Source organism: Streptomyces sp. NPDC004752, from assembly GCF_053601275.1.
In genome coordinates, this window is sequence record NZ_JBSGBN010000021.1 from 28,558 (window position 1) to 46,384 (window position 17,827).

Here is a 17,827-nt window from a genome sequence, read left to right on the forward strand (position 1 = left end):
GGCGTCAGCCGTTGAGCGCGGTGTCCACCACCCGGTTGAAGTCGTCCACCGTCATGGGCGGGTTGCCCTGGCTGTCGGCGGTGAGGATCTTGCCGTCCATGACGAAGCTCGGGGTGCCCGTCACGCCGTCCTTGTTGGTGTCGAAGGTCTTCGACATGGCCAGCGCCCAGGCGTCGTAGGTGCCGTTCTTCACCGCGTCCCGGAACTTGGTGTTGCCCTTCAGAGCGGGGACGGTGTCGGCGACCTGGATGAGGTAGTCGTCGCTCTTGAACTTGTCGTCCGTCTCCTTCGGGTGCCACTTCGCCGAGTACAGCGCGGTCTTGTACTCGAGGAACGCCTCCGGGCCGACGTTCAGCGCGGCGCCCATGGCGCTCATCGCGTTCTTGGAGCCCTCGCCGTTGCTGCCGACCTTGCCCTTGCCCAGCGAGTCGCCGTCGATGAACGTGCCGCCGATGTAATGGATCTTGAACTTGCCGTCGTCGATGTCCTTCTTCAGGGTCGAGCCGACGGTCTGCTCGAACTGGGCGCAGACCGGACAGCGCGGGTCCTCGTAGACCTTGAGAGTCTTCTTCGCGCTGCTCTCTCCGATCACCACGGTGGTGCCGTCGGTGCCGGTGGTGTTGGCCGGGGCGACGACCTTGTCGTCCTTCTGGGCCTCCCAGTAGCTGGGCTTGTTGGCCTGGACGACGAGGTAGCCTATGCCGCCCGCGGCGGCGAGCACGGCCACCACCGAGCAGGCCACGACGACCTGCCGCTTGACCTTGGCGCGCTTGGCCTGCCGCTCGCGCTCCTGACGCAGCCGCTCCCGGGCCGCCGTCTTCGACGCCTGGCTGTTCCGCTTGCTCATATGGGTGATCTCCATGTGGGACGCGCACATGTCGTACGCGGGATACGTGTGAGGGACTTCTGGTGCTCAGCTGTGCCTGGCCCACTGCGACGGGCCGGTGGCCTCGCTCAGGCGAAGGCCGGAGTGGCCAAAGAGGCCAAAGAGACCGGTGAAACCGATGAAACCGGTGTGGCCGGGGAGGCCGACGGGGCCGGAGAGCACGAGCACGGCGGTCCACGCCGTCCCAGGGAGTGCACGAGGAGCCGCTCGCGGGCGGCGGTCGTCCATGGCACGGGGCGCGGCAGCCGGCGCACCGGGGTGAGCCGCACCACCACCGCCACCGCGGCCACCGCCAGCAGCAGCGGCCGGAACGTGGTGGCCGCGACCGCGCGCAGCAGCTGGGCCAGCGCCCGCTCGCCGCGCCGCAGCCAGCAGGCCGCCAGGAGGCCGACACAGACGTGCGCGGCGAGCAGCAGCCAGGCGGCGGCCGGGTCGGCGTGCGCGAGGAGCGCGGAGGCGCGGCCGGGGCCGCCTGTCACCTGGGCCAGCGGGGCGCCCACGGTGCCGCCCTGGCACAGCATGTCGAGCCCGACCGCGCGCAGCGGGCCGGCGACCGGGCCACCGGCCCGGCCGTAGCAGGCGTGCTGGCCGGTGGTGAACACCGTGTCGGCGGCCAGCTCCAGCGGAATCAGCAGGGCCGCGATGTGGCCGAAACCGCGCTCGCGGCCCGCCAGCGCGTACGCGGTGACGAAGACCCCGGCGGCGACCGCGGCCACGGTCGGCAGCGGCAGCGGGACCTGGGACAGCAGCACGTGCGACGCGGTGCTGAGCGTCACGACGAAGGCCGTGAACAGCGCCGCGCGCACGGCTCTGAGCGGGGTCCCGGATATGTCCATAGCGGTGGAGAGTCTGTCACGTACTCAGGTAAGAGACCCCTAAAGGGTGCCTGTGGATCCCGCCGGTCACAGCCCCGGGATCCGGCCGTTGCGGAACAGGTCGACGAAGACCTGGTGGTCGGCACGCGCGCGTGCGCCGTAGCGGTGGGCGAAGTCGGTCAGCAGGGCGGGGAAACCCTCCTCGTCGGCCGCGATCGCCGCGTCGATGGCCCGCTCCGTGGAGAACGGCACCAGGGACTCGCCGGAGGTGTCGTCCGCCGCGGCGTGCATCGTCGCGGTGGCCCGGCCCAGGTCGGCGACGACGGAGGCGATCTCCTCCAGGTCGTCGATGTCGCCCCAGTCCAGGTCCACGGCGTACGGCGAGACCTCGGCGACCAGCTGGCCCGCGCCGTCCAGCTCGGTCCAGCCCAGCCACGGGTCGGCGTGCGCCTGCAGGGCACGCTGGGAGATCACCGTGCGGTGGCCCTCGTGCTGGAAGTAGTCGCGGATCGCCGGGTCCGTGACATGCCGGGAGACGGCCGGGGTCTGGGCCTGCTTGATGTAGATCACGACGTCGTTCTCCAGGGCGTCGCTGTTGCCCTCCAGGAGAATGTTGTACGACGGCAGCCCGGCCGAGCCGATGCCGATGCCGCGCCGCCCCACGACGTCCTTCACACGGTAGGAGTCCGGGCGCTCCAGGGACGACTCCGGCAGCGTCTCCAGATAGCCGTCGAAGGCGGCGAGCACCTTGTAGCGGGTGGCCGCGTCCAGCTCGATGGAACCGCCGCCGGGCGCGAAACGGCGCTCGAAGTCGCGGATCTCGGTCATCGAGTCCAGCAGTCCGAAACGGGTCAGCGAGCGCGCGTCACGCAGGGCGTCGAGCAGCGGACCCCGCGCGGTGTCCAGCGTGAAGGGCGGCACCTCGTCGCGCTTGGCGCCGGTGGCCAGGGCGTGGACGCGCTCGCGGTAGGCGGTCGCGTAGACGGTGACCAGTTCGGTGATCTGCGCGTCGCTCAGCGCCTTCGCGTACCCGATGAGGGCGATGGAGGCGGAGAAGCGCTTCAGGTCCCAGGTGAAGGGGCCGACGTACGCCTCGTCGAAATCGTTGACGTTGAAGACCAGGCGGCCGTTGGAGTCCATGTAGGTGCCGAAGTTCTCGGCGTGCAGGTCGCCGTGGATCCACACGCGCGAGGTGCGCTCGTCCAGGTACGGTCCGCCGAGTATCCGTCCGGCGCCCCGCTCGGCGTCGAGGTCGTGGTAGAAGAGGCACGCCGTGCCCCGATAGAACGCGAACGCCGAGGACGCCATCTTCCGGAACTTCACGCGGAACGCGGCCGGGTCGGCGGCCAGCAGCTCGCCGAAGGCGGTGTCGAAGACGGCGAGGATCTCCTCGCCGCGCTGCTCGTCGTTGAGCTGGGGGACCGACATCGCTGGGTGCCTCCTGGTGCGGATGGTGCGTGACATGGGGGTGGATCTTCCCCCACCCGGCAACGTGCGACGGGCCGGGGGAGTGCCCGTGCTCTCGGCATGAAGGTACGCGGGGGACCCCGCCGAGTGTCAGTGCCGAGGCATAGACTTCGACGCTGTCCCCCCGGACCGTCCGCAGCCGATCGGAAGATCGTCGACGATTGTTTCCTTTGGAGGCCGAAACCGTGTCGAAGCCGCCCTTCACGCACCTGCACGTCCACACCCAGTACTCGCTGCTGGACGGTGCCGCGCGGCTCAAGGACATGTTCAACGCCTGCAACGAGATGGGCATGACCCACATCGCCATGTCCGACCACGGCAACCTCCACGGGGCGTACGACTTCTTCCACACCGCGAAGAAGGCCGGGGTCACCCCGATCATCGGCATCGAGGCGTACGTCGCCCCGGAGTCCCGGCGCAACAAGCGCAAGATCCAGTGGGGCCAGCCGCACCAGAAGCGGGACGACGTCTCCGGCTCCGGCGGTTATACCCACAAGACGATCTGGGCGGCGAACAGGACGGGCCTGCACAACCTCTTCCGGCTCTCCTCGGACGCGTACGCCGAGGGCTGGCTGCAGAAGTGGCCCCGGATGGACAAGGAGACCATCGCCCAGTGGTCGGAGGGCCTGATCGCCTCCACCGGCTGCCCGTCCGGCGAGCTCCAGACCCGACTGCGCCTCGGCCACTACGACGAGGCACTGAAGTCGGCCGCCGAGTACCAGGACATCTTCGGCAAGGACCGCTACTTCCTGGAGCTGATGGACCACGGGATCGACATCGAGCGCCGGGTCCGCGACGGCCTCCTGGAGATCGGCAAGAAGCTCGGCATCCCCCCGCTGGTCACCAACGACTCGCACTACACATACGCGCACGAGGCGACCGCCCACGACGCCCTGCTGTGCATCCAGACCGGCAAGAACCTCTCCGACCCCGACCGCTTCAAGTTCGACGGCACCGGCTACTACCTGAAGTCCACGGACGAGATGTACGCCATCGACTCCTCGGACGCCTGGCAGGAGGGCTGCCGCAACACGCTCCTGGTGGCCGAGCAGGTCGACACCACGGGCATGTTCGAGAAGCGCGACCTCATGCCCAAGTTCGACATCCCCGAGGGCTTCACCGAGGTCACCTGGTTCCAGGAGGAGGTCCGTCGTGGCATGGCGCGCCGCTTCCCGGGCGGCGTCCCCGACGACCGCCAGAGGCAGGCCGAGTACGAGATGGACGTCATCATCCAGATGGGGTTCCCGGGTTACTTCCTCGTGGTCGCCGACTTCATCATGTGGGCCAAGAACAACGGCATCGCGGTCGGCCCCGGCCGCGGCTCGGCGGCCGGCTCCATCGTCGCGTACGCCCTCGGCATCACCGACCTCGACCCGATCCCGCACGGCCTGATCTTCGAGCGGTTCCTCAACCCCGAGCGCATCTCGATGCCCGACGTCGACATCGACTTCGACGAGCGTCGGCGCGTCGAGGTGATCAGGTATGTGACGGATAAATACGGCGCCGACAAGGTCGCCATGATCGGTACCTACGGCACCATCAAGGCCAAGAACGCGATCAAGGACTCCGCGCGCGTGCTCGGCTACCCGTACGCGATGGGCGACCGGATCACCAAGGCCATGCCCGCCGACGTCCTCGGCAAGGGCATCCCGCTGTCCGGCATCACCGACTCCGGCCACCCCCGCTACTCGGAGGCGGGCGAGGTCCGCGGGATGTACGAGAACGAGCCGGACGTGAAGAAGGTCATCGACACCGCGCGCGGTGTGGAGGGCCTGGTACGGCAGATGGGCGTGCACGCCGCCGGTGTCATCATGTCCAGCGAGACCATTACCGAGCATGTCCCGGTGTGGGTGCGGCACACGGACGGCGTGACCATCACGCAGTGGGACTACCCGAGCTGTGAGTCGCTCGGCCTGCTGAAGATGGACTTCCTGGGCCTGCGCAACCTCACGATCATGGACGACGCCGTCAAGATGGTGAAGGCCAACAAGGGCGTCGACACCGACCTCCTCGGCCTCCCGCTCGACGACCCGACGACCTTCGACCTGCTCCAGCGCGGCGACACCCTCGGCGTCTTCCAGTTCGACGGCGGCCCGATGCGCTCGCTGCTGCGCCTGATGAAGCCGGACAACTTCGAAGACATCTCCGCCGTGTCCGCCCTGTACCGGCCGGGCCCGATGGGCATGAACTCGCACACCAACTACGCGCTGCGCAAGAACGGCCAGCAGGAGATCACCCCGATCCACCCGGAGTTGGAGGAGCCGCTCAAGGAGGTCCTGGACGTCACCTACGGCCTGATCGTCTACCAGGAGCAGGTGCAGAAGGCCGCCCAGATCATCGCGGGCTACTCGCTCGGCGAGGCCGACATCCTCCGTCGTGTCATGGGCAAGAAGAAGCCCGAGGAACTGGCGAAGAACTTCACCATCTTCCAGGCCGGCGCCCGCAAGAACGAGTTCAGCGACGAGGCCATCCAGGCCCTGTGGGACGTGCTGGTCCCGTTCGCCGGCTACGCGTTCAACAAGGCGCACTCGGCCGCGTACGGACTGGTGTCGTACTGGACCGCGTACCTCAAGGCGAACTACCCGGCCGAGTACATGGCCGCGCTGCTGACCTCCGTCAAGGACGACAAGGACAAGTCGGCGATCTACCTCAACGAGTGCCGCCGCATGGGCATCAAGGTGCTCCCGCCGAACGTCAACGAGTCGGTGCACAACTTCGCCGCGCAGGGCGACGACGTGATCCTGTTCGGCCTGGAGGCGGTGCGCAACGTCGGCACGAACGTGGTTGAGTCGATCATCAAGTGCCGCAAGGCCAAGGGGAAGTACGCCTCCTTCCCCGACTACCTCGACAAGGTCGACGCGGTCGCGTGCAACAAGCGCACCACGGAATCGCTCATCAAGGCGGGCGCCTTCGACACCATGGGCCACACCCGCAAGGGCCTCACCGCGCAGTACGAGCCGATGATCGACAATGTGGTCGCGGTCAAGCGCAAGGAGGCCGAGGGCCAGTTCGACCTGTTCGGCGGGATGGGCGAGGACACCGGCAGCGAGCCCGGCTTCGGACTCGACGTGGAGTTCACCACCGAGGAGTGGGAGAAGACCTATCTGCTCGCCCAGGAGCGGGAGATGCTCGGCCTGTACGTCTCCGACCACCCGCTCTTCGGTCTGGAACACGTCCTGTCCGACAAGGCCGACGCCGGTATCGCCCAGCTCACCGGAGGCGAGCACGCGGACGGCGCCGTCGTCACCATCGGCGGCATCATCTCGGGCCTGCAGCGCAAGATGACCAAGCAGGGCAACGCCTGGGCGATCGCCACGGTGGAGGACCTCGCGGGCTCCATCGAGTGCATGTTCTTCCCGGCCACCTACCAGCTGGTGTCGACCCAACTCGTCGAGGACGCCGTGGTGTTCGTCAAGGGCCGGCTCGACAAGCGTGAGGACGTGCCGCGGCTCGTCGCGATGGAGCTGATGGTCCCGGACCTGTCCAACGCGGGCACCAACGCGCCCGTGGTGCTCACCATCCCGGCGCTCAAGGTGACCCCGCCGATGGTCAGCCGCCTCGGCGAGATCCTCAGCCACCACAGGGGCGACAGCGAGGTCCGGATCAAGCTCCAGGGCCCGCGCACGACGACGGTGCTGCGCCTGGACCGGCACCGGGTGAAGCCGGATCCGGCGCTCTTCGGCGACTTGAAGGTGCTGCTCGGCCCGTCCTGCCTGGCCGGCTGACATGCTGCCGCGCGGGCCGCTTCGGCGTCCCGCACCGGGCCCGGCGGCCCCCACCAGCCGAAGAGGGGCGCACCCGCGCAGGGTGCGCCCCTCGTGCGCCTGGGCCTCAACGGTCCCGCGCCTGGGCCTCAACGGTCCCGTCGAACCGTGCGAGTCCGAACCGGCGGGCCTCAGTTGTGGCCGAAGCTCTTCTTCTGCTTACGGGCCGCATCCGCCGGGCTGCCCTCGGCGTGCGTCATCGGAGCCTCGTGGGACTCCGTCGCCGTCCGCGGCGACTGCTGCTCGGCGTGCTCGGCCTGCGCGCCGCGGTTCTGCGGGCCACTCTGCTTGCGGTTCTTGTTCTTGGCCATGGTGATCTGCCTCCTGAGGGGGATCTAGGGGCCAGGGCCGCCATCAGATTCACATAGGCCGACAGCGGGCGCATGTCGGATAATTACCGTGTGTGACAGGGCAGGTCAGGGCCTGCGACCCGGATACGCCACGCCGAAGATCGAGTTCGGGCCGTTAACCCCCGCGTGGTCGGGCAGACTCGAAGCACAGCCTGAAGCAAGCCCGAAGCAAACCTCCCGGGAAGAGGGTGAGTCGCGTGGACCGCTGCGTCGTCCTGGTGGACGCCGGGTACCTGCTGGGGGCCGCCGCCAGCCTCCTCGCCGGTGAGCCCTCCCGCTCCCGTATCACCGTCGACCACGCCGCGCTCATCCAGGCGCTGCGTGAACGCGCCCAGGTCGACACGGAACGGCCGTTACTCCGCATCTACTGGTTCGACGGCGCCCCCGACCGGGTCCCGCAGCCGGAACACCGCCGACTGCGTGTGATGCCCCGCGTCACCGTCCGGCTCGGCGCCCTGACCCGAAGCGACGGACGCTGGGCGCAGAAGGGCGTGGACGCGGCCATGCACGCCGAGCTGACCGAGCTGGCCCGCAACCGCGCCTGCTCGGACGTCGTCCTGGTCACCGGCGACGGCGACCTGCTGCCGGGCATGATGGCCGCCAAGGAGCACGGCGTCGCCGTACACCTCTGGGCCGTACAGGCCGCCGACGGCGACTACAACCAGTCCGAGGACCTGGTCGCGGAGGCCGACGAGCGGCGCGTCCTGGACCGTACATGGATCACCAAGGCCGTACGCGCCAAGGAACTCACCGGCATCTGCGCGCCGCCGCCCGCGCCCCGGCCCGAGATCGCCGCGATCCTCTCCGCACCGCTGCCCGAGTCCGCGCTCACCCCCGCCGCACCGCCCGCCGCCGAGGACGCCGAGCGCGCCCCGGCGGCCGGGACGGCGTCGGACGGCGCGCCGGAGCCGGTGCCCGCGCCCAAGGGCGTACCCACCCCCAAGGACCTCGCCGGGCTGCGCGCCCCCGGCGCCCAGCCCGTCCAGCACCCCGCGACCGCGACCCTGCGCTGGTCCTCCGACAAGGGCTGGGTGGACCGGCCCGGTGTCCCGGCCGAGTCCCCCGACGCCGCCTCCATGCCGACGCTGGCGCAGCTGACCACGGCCGAGCAGCGCTGGGCCGACCGGGAGGAGGACATCACGACGGTCGGCGGCGACCCCTACGAGGTCGGACAGGTCTTCGCCGGGCGCTGGATGTCCCGCCTCGGCGACCAGGGCCAGCTGCAGAAGCTGTCCGGCATGTACCCCCGGGTTCCGCACCGCATCGACGGCGAGCTGCTCAGATACGCGGCCCGCTTCGGGCTCCTCGCCCACAAGGACGACCAGATCGACGAGCACGACCGTTACGCCATCCGGGCGGGGTTCTGGCGGGAGATCGACGTCCGGACCGCCGCCGAGCACGCCCTGGGCGGGGAGCGGGCCGAGCCGACGGCCCCCAACGGAGAACGGGGGCCGCGCACCCCGTAGGCTCGTCCCTTGTGATGACGCGCACGGCACAGGCACTTCGGCACCGGGATGATGTCGTGTGCGCGGTGCGCGGACTGACCAAGACCTATCCCGCGGTGCGCGGACGGCGCGGCGCGGCGGGGACGCCCGAGGTGCGGGCCACCGACGGGGTGGAGCTGGACGTACGGCGCGGCGAGATCTTCGGACTGCTCGGGCCGAACGGGGCCGGCAAGTCCACCCTGGTGCGGCAGATGACCGGGTTGCTCAGACCGGACGGCGGCAGCGTCGAGATCCTCGGCCACGACATCGTGCGCCACCCCGAGCGGGCCGCCCGCATCCTCGCCTACCTCGGCCAGGAGTCCACCGCCCTGGACGAGCTGACCGTGTCCCTCGCTGCCGAGACCACCGGGCGGCTGCGCGGCCTCGATGTGCGGCAGGCCCGCGCCGAGCGGGACGCCGTACTGGACGAGCTGGGGCTCGCGCCGATCGCCGGGCGGGCCCTGAAGAAGCTGTCCGGCGGGCAGCGGCGGCTCGCCTGCTTCGCCGCCGCGCTGGTCGGCGAGCGGCCGCTGCTCGTCCTCGACGAGCCGACCACCGGTATGGACCCGGTGGCCCGGCGCGCGGTGTGGGCGGCCGTCGACCGGCGGCGCGCCGAGCACGGTACGACCGTGCTGCTGGTCACCCACAACGTCATCGAGGCCGAGACGGTCCTCGACCGGGTCGCCGTCCTCGACCGGGGCCGGGTCATCGCCTGCGACACCCCCGCCGGGCTCAAGGAGCGGGTGGCCGACGAGGTGCGGGTCGAGCTGGTGTGGCGGGAGCGGGCGCCGCTGGAGGTGCCCGAGATCGCCGTGCTGCGGGAGCAGGCCGTGCAATCCGGCCGCCGCTGGACGCTGCGGCTCGCGCCCGACGAAGCGCGGGCGGTCGTCGCCACGGTGACCGGCGGGGCCGCGTTCGCCGCCCTGGACGACTTCACGCTCACCACGCCCAGCCTGGAGGACGTGTACCTGGCGCTGGGCGGTGCCGCCCGGCAGGGGCTGGTGAAGGCATGACCGGGACGGCGAGGAGCGTGGCGCGCGCGGTGAGCGCCGGGACCGTCTCGTCCGTACGGTTCCTGCAAGGCGGTCCGGGCGGCGTGGGGGATTCGGGCGCCGTGGGGAAGCCGTGCCGTGCAAGGAAGAGGAGCAGCACGACGTGAGCGTCGTACCCGTGAAGGTTCTGCCGGACAGCGCCCCGACCGTGGCGGACACGGCCGGGGGCGTGGCCCGGCTCGGGCCGCGCGCGCGGCTGTGGCCGTCGCTGATGGCCGTCTACCGGGCGCAGTTGTCCCGGGCCCGGGTGGCGCGGATCCCGCTGCTGTTCGTCGCGACCTTCCAGTCCGTCGGCATCATGATCATGATGCGCGGGGTGGTGGACACCCGCGGCGAGGCCCAGTCCGTGGTGGCCGGGGCATCGATCGTGGTCGTCGCCTATGTGGCGCTCAATCTGCTCGCCCAGTACTTCGGGCAACTGCGGGCCAGCGGCGGGCTCGACCACTACGCCACGCTGCCGGTGCCGCCCGCGGCGGTAGTGCTCGGCGCGGCGGCCGCGTACGCGTCCTTCACCGTGCCGGGCACCCTGGTGACCGCCGTGTGCGGCTGCCTGCTGTTCGGGCTGCCGCTGACGAACCTGTGGATCCTGCTCGCGGTGATCCCGCTCGCCGGAGCCGCGCTCGCCGGGCTCGGCGCGGCCTGCGGACTGCTCGCACCCCGCCCCGAACTGGCCACCCTGCTCGGGCAGTTGGGCATGTCGGCGGCGCTGCTGCTGGGCGTGCTGCCACCGGACCGGATGCCGGAGATCGTCCGGCTGGCCCGCGATCTGCTGCCGTCCACCTACGGTGTCGAGGCTTATGCGCGGACCTTCGGGGACCGCCCCGACTGGGCCCTCGTCCTCGCTGACCTGGGAGTGTGCGCCGGGGTAGGGGTGATCTCGCTGACCGTGGCCACCTGGGCGTACCGCCGGGCCGCCGTCCGATGACGCGCCGCACAGGTCGGCCTGGCACGATGTCAGGGTGACCGCACCGCTGACTCCGCCTCCGCCGCCGCACGATCAGTCCCCGTACCAGGTATGGCAGGCGCCGCCCGACGGTGCGGTGGGGCGCTGGTACGAACAGGACGGTCCCGGAATGAAGTCCGAAGTGCGCGAGGCCGCCGTGGTCGCCGTGGCGATGGTGCTGTGCGGGGTGCTGCTCGGCCTGCTGTGGTGGTGGCTGGCCCCTCATGTGCCGCTGGTCGGGGACCGGGTGGGCAAGAGCTGGGTCGTCTACCTGAAGGACAGCGAAGGGGAGCAGGCGATCGGCGTGGACGGCACGTTCACGCTGCTGGCGCTCGCCTTCGGTGTGGTCAGCGCGGTCGTCGTCTTCCTGGTGCGGCGGCGCGGCGGGGTGCCGCTGGTGGTCGGGCTGGCCGTCGGCGGGCTGCTCGGATCGCTGCTGGCGTGGCGGCTCGGGGTGTGGCTCGGGCCCACCCAGGACGTGATCGCCCACGCGAAGGCGGCCGGCAAGGGCGTGACGTTCTCGGCCCCGCTGAAGCTGGGCGCGCGGGGGGCGCTGCTCGCGTGGTCCGTGGCCGCGCTGGTGGTGCACCTCGGCCTGACGGCACTGTTCGGCCCCCGTGACCCCGACCCGTACCAGCAGACCTCCGACCAGCCCCCGTACGCGGCACCGCCGGCCTAGTGCCCCAACAGGCAACGTTCGCCCCGTCACGGTGTCCGGCACGCGCCCCCGAGCTCTTCGAGCAGGGGGCACCCCCACTCGCCGCACCGGGCGCAGGCCCAAGTACGTCCAGTACGAGGGCGTGCACCCGGCACGCCGAGAGCACGCTCCCCCAAGCTCTCGGCTCCGTTCGAGCAGGGGGGACCCCCACGACGCCGCTCCTCAACGGGCAAACGCTGCCTGCCGGGGCACTAGGCTGCCTCAGCCCAGCAGTCCGAGCAACCGCCCCAGTGCGTCCGCGACGGGCTGGGCCACCGGGCCGACGACGGTCGCGATCTGGCCGAGCCGCGCCAGGGTGAGGCCGCGCTCGGCCATGGCGGTGCGATCCAGGGCGAGCACGGGCAGAGTCTCTTCGACGCTACGGGCCTGGTCCGGGGTGAGGTGGGCGCCGAGGTCGAGGAGCCGGGCGGTCAGCTCTTCCACCGCGGCGCGGAGTTCCGGGTCCTGGGTGGCGCCGATGGAGCCGTAGTTGATGCCGATGTTCTGATCGCCGGTCTGGTGGAAGACGGGCCCGTTGTACGTCGTGTGGTGCGTCGGTTCGGTCACAGCTTGATCCCCGTGTTCATCCCGCCGTTCTGGTGGAAGACGGGGCCGTTGTAGTTGTTCAACTGGTGGACGTACGCCGTGAACTCGGCCTCCGGATGGTCGATCGCGTAGACGATCTGCCCGGCGATCACCCGCAGCTCATCCACGCTCGGCAGGGTCACGACCGCCAAGGAGCCGCCGGCCGTCTCCACGGCCAGGATCGGCTTCGCCGGTTCGAACAGCTTGATGACGAAGTAGACGGCCAGACCGATCACGACGGCGAGGAACAGCGGACTCCCGCTCTCCCCGATGCTCGCGTCGCTGCCGTTCTTCACGTTGAGCGCCGCATAAGCGACGGCGGCGACCGCCAGCCACGTCAGGAAGCGGACCAAGGTCGCCCCCCGGCGGGGCTTGAGCTTGAACGCCTCGACCCGGGTGAGGTTGTGCAGCGGGAAGGCCGCCGAGCCCACCCACAGCATCCGGCGGCTGACCGAGACCTCCAGGATGCCTCCCGGGCGCGGCAGCGGCGGGAACGGCGGCGGCGACTCGGCTGGCGGCTGCGGCGGTGGTGAGGGCGGCGGTCCGGGCGGCGGTGAGGACGGCGGCGCGGGTGGTGGTCCGGCCGACGGCATCCGTGCCGGCGGCGGCCCGAAGTGCCCCGTGGTGTCCATGTGCTCCCCCGTGAACTCATCGCTCACCCCGCGTCTCGCGGGAGCCCCATTAAGCATCAGCCCGGCTCCGCGCGACAGACGAGAAACGGCCAATACTGGACGCCAGCGGTTGCCTCGCTGCCGTCTGCCGTCTGCCGTCTGCCGTCTGCCGTCTGCCGTCTGCCGTCTGCCGTCCGCCGGGTCGGCGGGTTGGCTTGCGTGCCGTGGCGCGGTCCGGTGCTTGTCGCCGGGCGGGTTCGGACGGCGTCCCGCGTGTGCTCGCTACGCCGGTCGCCTCCCCTGGTTCGCGCTGCCCTTTCTGATGCGCCATGTGCGTTTCCGGGTCTTCTTCGACATGTCCCCTCTGTTCAACCGAGGAGACGCCGGCCGTCGAGGGGTCAGGCACGCCCGATGGGCGCGCGGACGGCGCCGGTGAGCGCGGCCAGGTCGTCGGGGGACAGCTCGACCTCCAGGCCGCGGCGGCCCGCCGAGACACAGATCGTGGCGTGGGCCGACGCCGACTCGTCGAGGACGGTGCGGAGCCTCTTGCGCTGGCCGAGCGGGGAGATGCCGCCACGGACGTAGCCCGTGGTGCGTTCGGCCAGGGCCGGGTCGGCCAGCGCCGCACGCTTGCCGCCCACCGCCGACGCCAGGGCCTTGAGGTCGAGGGAGCCCGCGACCGGGACAACCGCCACGGTCAGCGCGCCGTCGACGTCCGCCACCAGCGTCTTGAAGACGCGGTCGGGGGAGACGCCCATCGCCTCGGCCGCCTCCTCGCCGTAGGAGGGATGGGCCGGGTCGTGCTCATAGGAGTGGACCGTGTAGCCCACGCCCGCGGCGGTGAGCGCCACCATGGCCGGGGTGCCGCCCTGCTGCTGCTTCTTCTTCGACTTCTTCGTCATCGGGTTCCCGGTCTCAGTTCAGACTGGTCGGGCCGCGGGTCAGCTCCGACGCCGGCAGGGACGGCAGATTACGGATGATGGCCGTCTCCGAGCGAAGGAGTTTCAGCTCGTCCCGCAGTCGGGAGGCGGTGTCCGGGGCCTGGAGCAGGCGCTGCTTCGTCGGGGTGTCCAGCATCATCGCCGCCGCCACGAGATAGGAGACCACCGACGGCTCGTCGGGGAGGTCGGAGCCCGTCGACAGGGACCGCTCCCGGGCCCCCGCCAGCCGCTTCTGGTACTGCCGGAACGCGCGCAGCACCCCCTCCGCCAGGGCGCCCGCACCGTCGCCCGGCTCCTCCGCCAGCTCCTCCAGCTCGGCGGTCAGGAACGGGCCCGACGCGTCCACCGACAGCAGCCGCACCCGCCTCGTCCCGGTCGCCAGCACTTCGAATGTGCCGCCCGAGCGCTCCCTGATCGTCGCGGCGTCCGCCACACAGCCCACGCCGTGGAAGGCCCGGACCGGGTCGGCGCCGAAGCCGGCGGCCGGGCCGCGCTCGGGCAGCGCCGTGGGGTCCGGCATGCCCGGTGCGCTCGGCGCCACCTCGTGGCCGTCGCGGATCGTCACGACGGCGAACCGGCGCGGCTCGTCCTCGGGGGTCTTCAGCAGCTCGCGCATCATGGCGCGATAGCGCTCCTCGAAGATGTTCAGAGGGAGCACCAGCCCCGGGAACAGCACCGAGTTCAGCGGGAAGAGGGGGAGACGGACGGTGGTCACGGCGTCACAGCCTAATGGTCACCGGCGTCGGCATGCCCGCCGTGCTCACTCCGTGGCCGTCCGGGACCCGCTCCGGGGCCGTCCGGAAGGGCCCGGGCGGGCCGCCCGACCGCCGCCGAAGGCTCCTCGCGCAGCCGCAGGAACAACCCGAGCGGGTCGTCCGACACCCGGTCCCAGGGGAAGGACGTGGCGTACGGGCCGATCAGCCGGAACTGATCCAGGGCGTCCGGACCGCGGTCGAGGCACACCAGGACGTACGCCAGGAGGTTGCGCACCTCGGCCGGCCACGGGTCGGCCGCCGGGTACCGGGCGGAGAGCGCGACCGCCCGGTCGGCGGCGGCGTCCAGGCGCTTCCGGGGCACCCCGGCGCCCGGGCCGAGGCAGGTGAGGGCCGCGTGGGCCGGGAGCGCCTGGACGAGCGCACCGGGCGGCGCGTCCTGGGCGGCCGACTCGGCGAAGTCGAGGCACTCCCCGTGGGAGCCGTGCCAGGTGGCGGCGAGGTAGCGGAGGGCGGCCACATGGCAGCCGTAGTGGTGCGGGGAGCGGCGGACCGCCTCCGTCCACAGGCGCTCGAAACCGGTGTGGCCGGCACGGGTGCCGCGCGCGTGGTCCAGCGCGATCCGCCAGGGCACCGGGTCGTGCGGATCGGCCTCGGTGGTGGCGACGACGAGCGGGCCCACCGCGCCGAGTAGCTCGGCCCGCGCGGGGGAGGCCCAGCACCGGTCCACCGCGAGCTGGGCGCGCAGCAGCAGGGCGTCCGGGTCGTCTGGGGCGTTCGCGTGCCACTCCTCGGCCCACTCGGGGCGGGAGCGGGCGAAGGCGGCCAGGCGCCGCGCGTACCGGTCGCGGTCCTCCCACTCGGCCGCCTCGCGGGTGGTGGCGAGCAGCTTCGCCGCGGGCTCGTACTCGCCCCGGCCGGCCGCTATCAGCGCGGGGGCCAGCCGCTCGTCGGGCGCGTCGAGCAGCACCTCGTCGTCGGCGGGCGGTGTGTCGCCGTGGCGCGAGGCGGATCGGGACCTCCGTGCGAAACGGAGCAGCGCGCGCAGCAGAGCCATGGTGTCGACCATTGAAAGTCCGCAGGTCGCGGCGGCGCCACAGGGTTCACGCAACCCGCGGAAAGTTGTACGCGCCCTGGTCAAGTGAGAGTAAAAGGTGGTGATTCGGTACTGGCGTACACCCCGACAGGACGGACGTGCACCCCGACAACACGCGCCCGACGGCCGCCCCGCGACGCCTGGGCGTCGGCCGCTGGGCGACGGCGCTTCCGGAGGACCGGGTGGCCGGGTGGCGCCCGGGGCCCGGATCGGTCCTGGGCATCGCGGGGCCCAGGTCTGTCCGAGGCATCGCGCCGGACCGGCCCGAGACGTCCGGAGCCGTGTACCTCCCGGCCGAGGGGCCCTTCCTGCACTGGGCGTCCCCGAACGCGCCGCGAGACGCGGGTGCGAGACGCGGGGCAGGGCGGCGCGAGCTCAGCGGGATCTCGGGCGGCCCTGGGGTGGCGCGGGACCGTTGACAGGGGCCCCACGCCGGGGCAGGCCCGGCGACATGCGCGCCCGGTCATCCGCCCGGTCATCCGCCCGGTCATCCGCCCGGTCAACGCCGTCTGAGCCGTACCCCCGGTGAGCCGGTTCGTGCCTCGCAGGCTCGCGGGCGGAGGCGAAGGGGAGACTGTCCGGACTGCTGCGCGCTCCCGGACCGAGAGATGCGGTTCCTCCCGGGCGCGGAGTCGTGAACGCCCGGGAGTCCTCGCAGGATCAGGCTGAATCAGCTGAATCATTTGTGCCGGATCGACCCGTGGCGTCCGGTGCCGTGCATTGCGAGAGGGAGGGCCGCCCTCGTGCGGGACGTTGTGGGACGTACTCGGGTGTCCCCGGTGTGATGCCGGGCGGCGCGGGCTCTGCGGGAAGGGCGCAGACCGGTCCTAACCGCGTCTGAGTAGGCGGGTCGCTCCTGCGGCCACCGTGGTGGCCAGGATCCAGCCCAGCAGGATCAGCACCGCGGCCAGCCACTGCCAGCCGCCGTGCAGCTGCCACTGGCCCGCCTGCCCCAGGTCGATCACCGGCAGCAGCAGGTCCAGGGCGAACAGGGCCGGGCTCCAGCCGGGATGCCCGGTCGCGTTCATCGGTTTGAGGGTGGTGTGCGCGAAGGCGAGCGTGCCCGCCGCCCACAGCACCGTCATCCACACGGCGGCCCGGCCCGGCCGGTACCCGTAGGCGACCGTCCAGTCCTGGGCGTACCCCCACAGCTTGCCGGCCAGCGGCAGCGTCTCGCGGCGCCGGCGCTGCTTGGCGAGCAGCACCTCGCGCGCGTCCTCGTCCTCGCCCGCGGCGCGCAGCACCGCGGCCAGCCGTTCGTACGGCTCCGGGTTGTACTCGGCGGTCGCCGCCGCGATCCACTCCAGCCGCCGGGTCAGCGGGAACGGGCCCTGCGGGACGAGGGATTCGTACCCGAAGCCGCCCATGTGCAGACTGCCCGGCCCCGGCCAGCTGCCCGCCCGGTCCACCAGCGTCACCACCCGCGCCCCCGACAGCACCACCTTGCCGCGCTCCGGCCGCTCCCCGAGGAAGCGCAGCTCGGGCGTCTGCGCCCGGCGCAGCGACAGTTCCTGGTCGTCGGTGAAGACGAACCGGGCCCGCTCCAGGTCGACCGCGTCCCCGAACCGCCCGTCGTCGAGGCGCACCCCGCCCTGGCACTCGAACCGCTGGATCCGGGTGCCGTGCGCGGGTGTGGTGCCGCTCAGCAGCGGGTTGCCCACGCCGGCCGGGGTCAGATACAGGGTGCGCTCAACGGTCAACTGGGGTGCGTTCAGGGCGAGGCGGGTGTACGGGTTGGCCAGCCGCGCGCCGCGCAGGCTCAGCGACACGCCGATCTTGGCGCTGCGCAGGCTCAGCTCGCCGTGCGACTCCAGTAACTCCGCCTGGAGGTCCTGGCCGACCGTCAGTCCGTCCGCGGCGATCGAGCGGCCCGTCCGGTCCCGGTAGACGACGGCCTGGTTGAGCAGCAGGTCCGTGCCGATCTGCGCGTCGGTCAGCCGGACCCCGTTGTGGAACCGGCAGCGCGGCAGATGCAGATCGCCCTCGGTGTGCACGCGGGCCGCCTCAAGGCGCGGCACCGAGCAGTCCACCAGCCGCATGGTCGTGAACCGGGCCTCCGGCAGCAGAATGTCCCGTTCGAACCGGCAGCGCTTCATCTCGACGTACGGCGTGACCGTGCCGCCCGCCAGGTCCAGGGTGCCGGTGATCCGCACCCCGGCCAGCTTCAGGGACGACACCCGGCCGGCCAGCGCGGGCGGCCCGTCGAGCAGCAGCCAGGCGATGATGCGGGCCCGCACGGTGCGTTCGGGCCCCCAGGGGTGCCCGCCGTGCGGATCGTCGACGATGGCGTCCCCGCTGCTCAGGTCATAGCCGCTGCCGTTGCGGAACGCCTGCCACATTCCGGCCTCGGCGGCGGTCAGGTCGTCGGGCAGGTCCCCGACGCGCAGGCCGGTCCCCTCGGTCACCGCTGTTCCCTCCTCCTC

15 protein-coding genes are annotated in these 17,827 nt (G+C 71.6%); 5 read left to right on the plus strand and 10 right to left on the minus strand.

Annotated elements, in window-relative coordinates:
- Nucleotides 1-4 precede the first annotated feature (4 nt).
- The 3 genes from ACWEKM_RS11625 to ACWEKM_RS11635 all read right to left on the minus strand — a co-directional run bounded on the left by ACWEKM_RS11625 (nucleotide 5) and on the right by ACWEKM_RS11635 (nucleotide 3,129).
- A complete protein-coding gene (locus ACWEKM_RS11625; RefSeq protein ID WP_451620976.1) occupies nucleotides 5-847 on the minus strand; it encodes a thioredoxin domain-containing protein in 843 nt (280 codons plus the stop codon).
- A gap of 107 nt (nucleotides 848-954) precedes the next feature.
- Nucleotides 955-1,722 (minus strand): hypothetical protein, encoded by a 768-nt coding sequence (locus ACWEKM_RS11630; protein WP_451620977.1) that lies wholly within the window; start codon nucleotides 1,720-1,722, stop codon nucleotides 955-957.
- 66 nt (nucleotides 1,723-1,788) lie between these two features.
- On the minus strand, nucleotides 1,789-3,129 hold the full coding sequence (locus ACWEKM_RS11635) for a DUF2252 domain-containing protein (RefSeq protein ID WP_451620978.1): 1,341 nt from the start codon (nucleotides 3,127-3,129) through the stop codon (nucleotides 1,789-1,791).
- Between the two features lie 224 nt (nucleotides 3,130-3,353).
- Here ACWEKM_RS11635 and dnaE point away from each other — a divergent pair, with 224 nt between their 5' ends.
- Nucleotides 3,354-6,893 carry a DNA polymerase III subunit alpha gene (gene dnaE, locus ACWEKM_RS11640; RefSeq protein WP_451620979.1) on the plus strand — a complete coding sequence of 1,180 codons (3,540 nt, stop codon included), beginning with the start codon at nucleotides 3,354-3,356 and terminating at the stop codon, nucleotides 6,891-6,893.
- Between the two features lie 170 nt (nucleotides 6,894-7,063).
- Here the strand turns inward: dnaE and ACWEKM_RS11645 are convergent, their stop codons facing one another.
- Nucleotides 7,064-7,243: a hypothetical protein gene (locus tag ACWEKM_RS11645; RefSeq protein ID WP_451620980.1), complete on the minus strand. Its 180-nt coding sequence runs from the start codon at nucleotides 7,241-7,243 to the stop codon at nucleotides 7,064-7,066.
- A 236-nt stretch (nucleotides 7,244-7,479) separates the two neighbouring features.
- On the opposite strand from ACWEKM_RS11645, the gene ACWEKM_RS11650 reads away from it, so the two are divergent.
- From ACWEKM_RS11650 to ACWEKM_RS11665, 4 genes are all read left to right on the plus strand, one after another.
- On the plus strand, nucleotides 7,480-8,748 hold the full coding sequence (locus ACWEKM_RS11650) for an NYN domain-containing protein (protein WP_451620981.1): 1,269 nt from the start codon (nucleotides 7,480-7,482) through the stop codon (nucleotides 8,746-8,748).
- Nucleotides 8,749-8,804: 56 nt separating this feature from the next.
- Complete coding sequence (locus tag ACWEKM_RS11655) at nucleotides 8,805-9,779, plus strand: ABC transporter ATP-binding protein (protein WP_451621026.1); 975 nt, start codon at nucleotides 8,805-8,807, stop codon at nucleotides 9,777-9,779.
- Between the two features lie 142 nt (nucleotides 9,780-9,921).
- Nucleotides 9,922-10,743 (plus strand): ABC transporter permease, encoded by an 822-nt coding sequence (locus ACWEKM_RS11660; protein WP_451620982.1) that lies wholly within the window; start codon nucleotides 9,922-9,924, stop codon nucleotides 10,741-10,743.
- Between the two features lie 34 nt (nucleotides 10,744-10,777).
- Nucleotides 10,778-11,440: an AAA family ATPase gene (locus tag ACWEKM_RS11665; protein WP_451620983.1), complete on the plus strand. Its 663-nt coding sequence runs from the start codon at nucleotides 10,778-10,780 to the stop codon at nucleotides 11,438-11,440.
- 240 nt (nucleotides 11,441-11,680) lie between these two features.
- Here ACWEKM_RS11665 and ACWEKM_RS11670 read toward each other — a convergent pair whose 3' ends face one another.
- From ACWEKM_RS11670 to ACWEKM_RS11695, 6 genes are all read right to left on the minus strand, one after another.
- Nucleotides 11,681-12,025 carry a hypothetical protein gene (locus ACWEKM_RS11670; RefSeq protein WP_451620984.1) on the minus strand — a complete coding sequence of 115 codons (345 nt, stop codon included), beginning with the start codon at nucleotides 12,023-12,025 and terminating at the stop codon, nucleotides 11,681-11,683.
- Entirely contained in the window at nucleotides 12,022-12,675 is a 654-nt protein-coding gene (locus ACWEKM_RS11675; RefSeq protein WP_451620985.1) for a DUF6232 family protein, read from the minus strand. The genes ACWEKM_RS11670 and ACWEKM_RS11675 overlap by 4 nt, the downstream gene beginning before the upstream one ends.
- Before the next feature lie 377 nt (nucleotides 12,676-13,052).
- Entirely contained in the window at nucleotides 13,053-13,556 is a 504-nt protein-coding gene (ybaK, locus tag ACWEKM_RS11680; RefSeq protein WP_451620986.1) for a Cys-tRNA(Pro) deacylase, read from the minus strand.
- A 13-nt stretch (nucleotides 13,557-13,569) separates the two neighbouring features.
- Nucleotides 13,570-14,310 carry an LON peptidase substrate-binding domain-containing protein gene (locus tag ACWEKM_RS11685; RefSeq protein ID WP_451620987.1) on the minus strand — a complete coding sequence of 247 codons (741 nt, stop codon included), beginning with the start codon at nucleotides 14,308-14,310 and terminating at the stop codon, nucleotides 13,570-13,572.
- 11 nt (nucleotides 14,311-14,321) lie between these two features.
- The gene (locus ACWEKM_RS11690) at nucleotides 14,322-15,377 is read right to left on the minus strand and encodes a hypothetical protein (protein ID WP_451620988.1); all 1,056 of its coding nucleotides are present in this window, start codon (nucleotides 15,375-15,377) and stop codon (nucleotides 14,322-14,324) included.
- A gap of 854 nt (nucleotides 15,378-16,231) precedes the next feature.
- Entirely contained in the window at nucleotides 16,232-17,809 is a 1,578-nt protein-coding gene (locus tag ACWEKM_RS11695; protein ID WP_451620989.1) for an oxidoreductase, read from the minus strand.
- Nucleotides 17,810-17,827: the final 18 nt, after the last annotated feature.

Coding starts and splice junctions, on each gene's coding strand:
- ACWEKM_RS11625 (WP_451620976.1), bottom strand. CDS start 847: ATGAGCAAGCGGAACAGCCAGGCGTCGAAGACGGCGGCCCGGGAGCGG.
- ACWEKM_RS11630 (WP_451620977.1), bottom strand. CDS start 1,722: ATGGACATATCCGGGACCCCGCTCAGAGCCGTGCGCGCGGCGCTGTTC.
- ACWEKM_RS11635 (WP_451620978.1), bottom strand. CDS start 3,129: ATGTCGGTCCCCCAGCTCAACGACGAGCAGCGCGGCGAGGAGATCCTC.
- ACWEKM_RS11645 (WP_451620980.1), bottom strand. CDS start 7,243: ATGGCCAAGAACAAGAACCGCAAGCAGAGTGGCCCGCAGAACCGCGGC.
- ACWEKM_RS11675 (WP_451620985.1), bottom strand. CDS start 12,675: ATGGACACCACGGGGCACTTCGGGCCGCCGCCGGCACGGATGCCGTCG.
- ybaK (WP_451620986.1), bottom strand. CDS start 13,556: ATGACGAAGAAGTCGAAGAAGAAGCAGCAGCAGGGCGGCACCCCGGCC.
- ACWEKM_RS11690 (WP_451620988.1), bottom strand. CDS start 15,377: ATGGTCGACACCATGGCTCTGCTGCGCGCGCTGCTCCGTTTCGCACGG.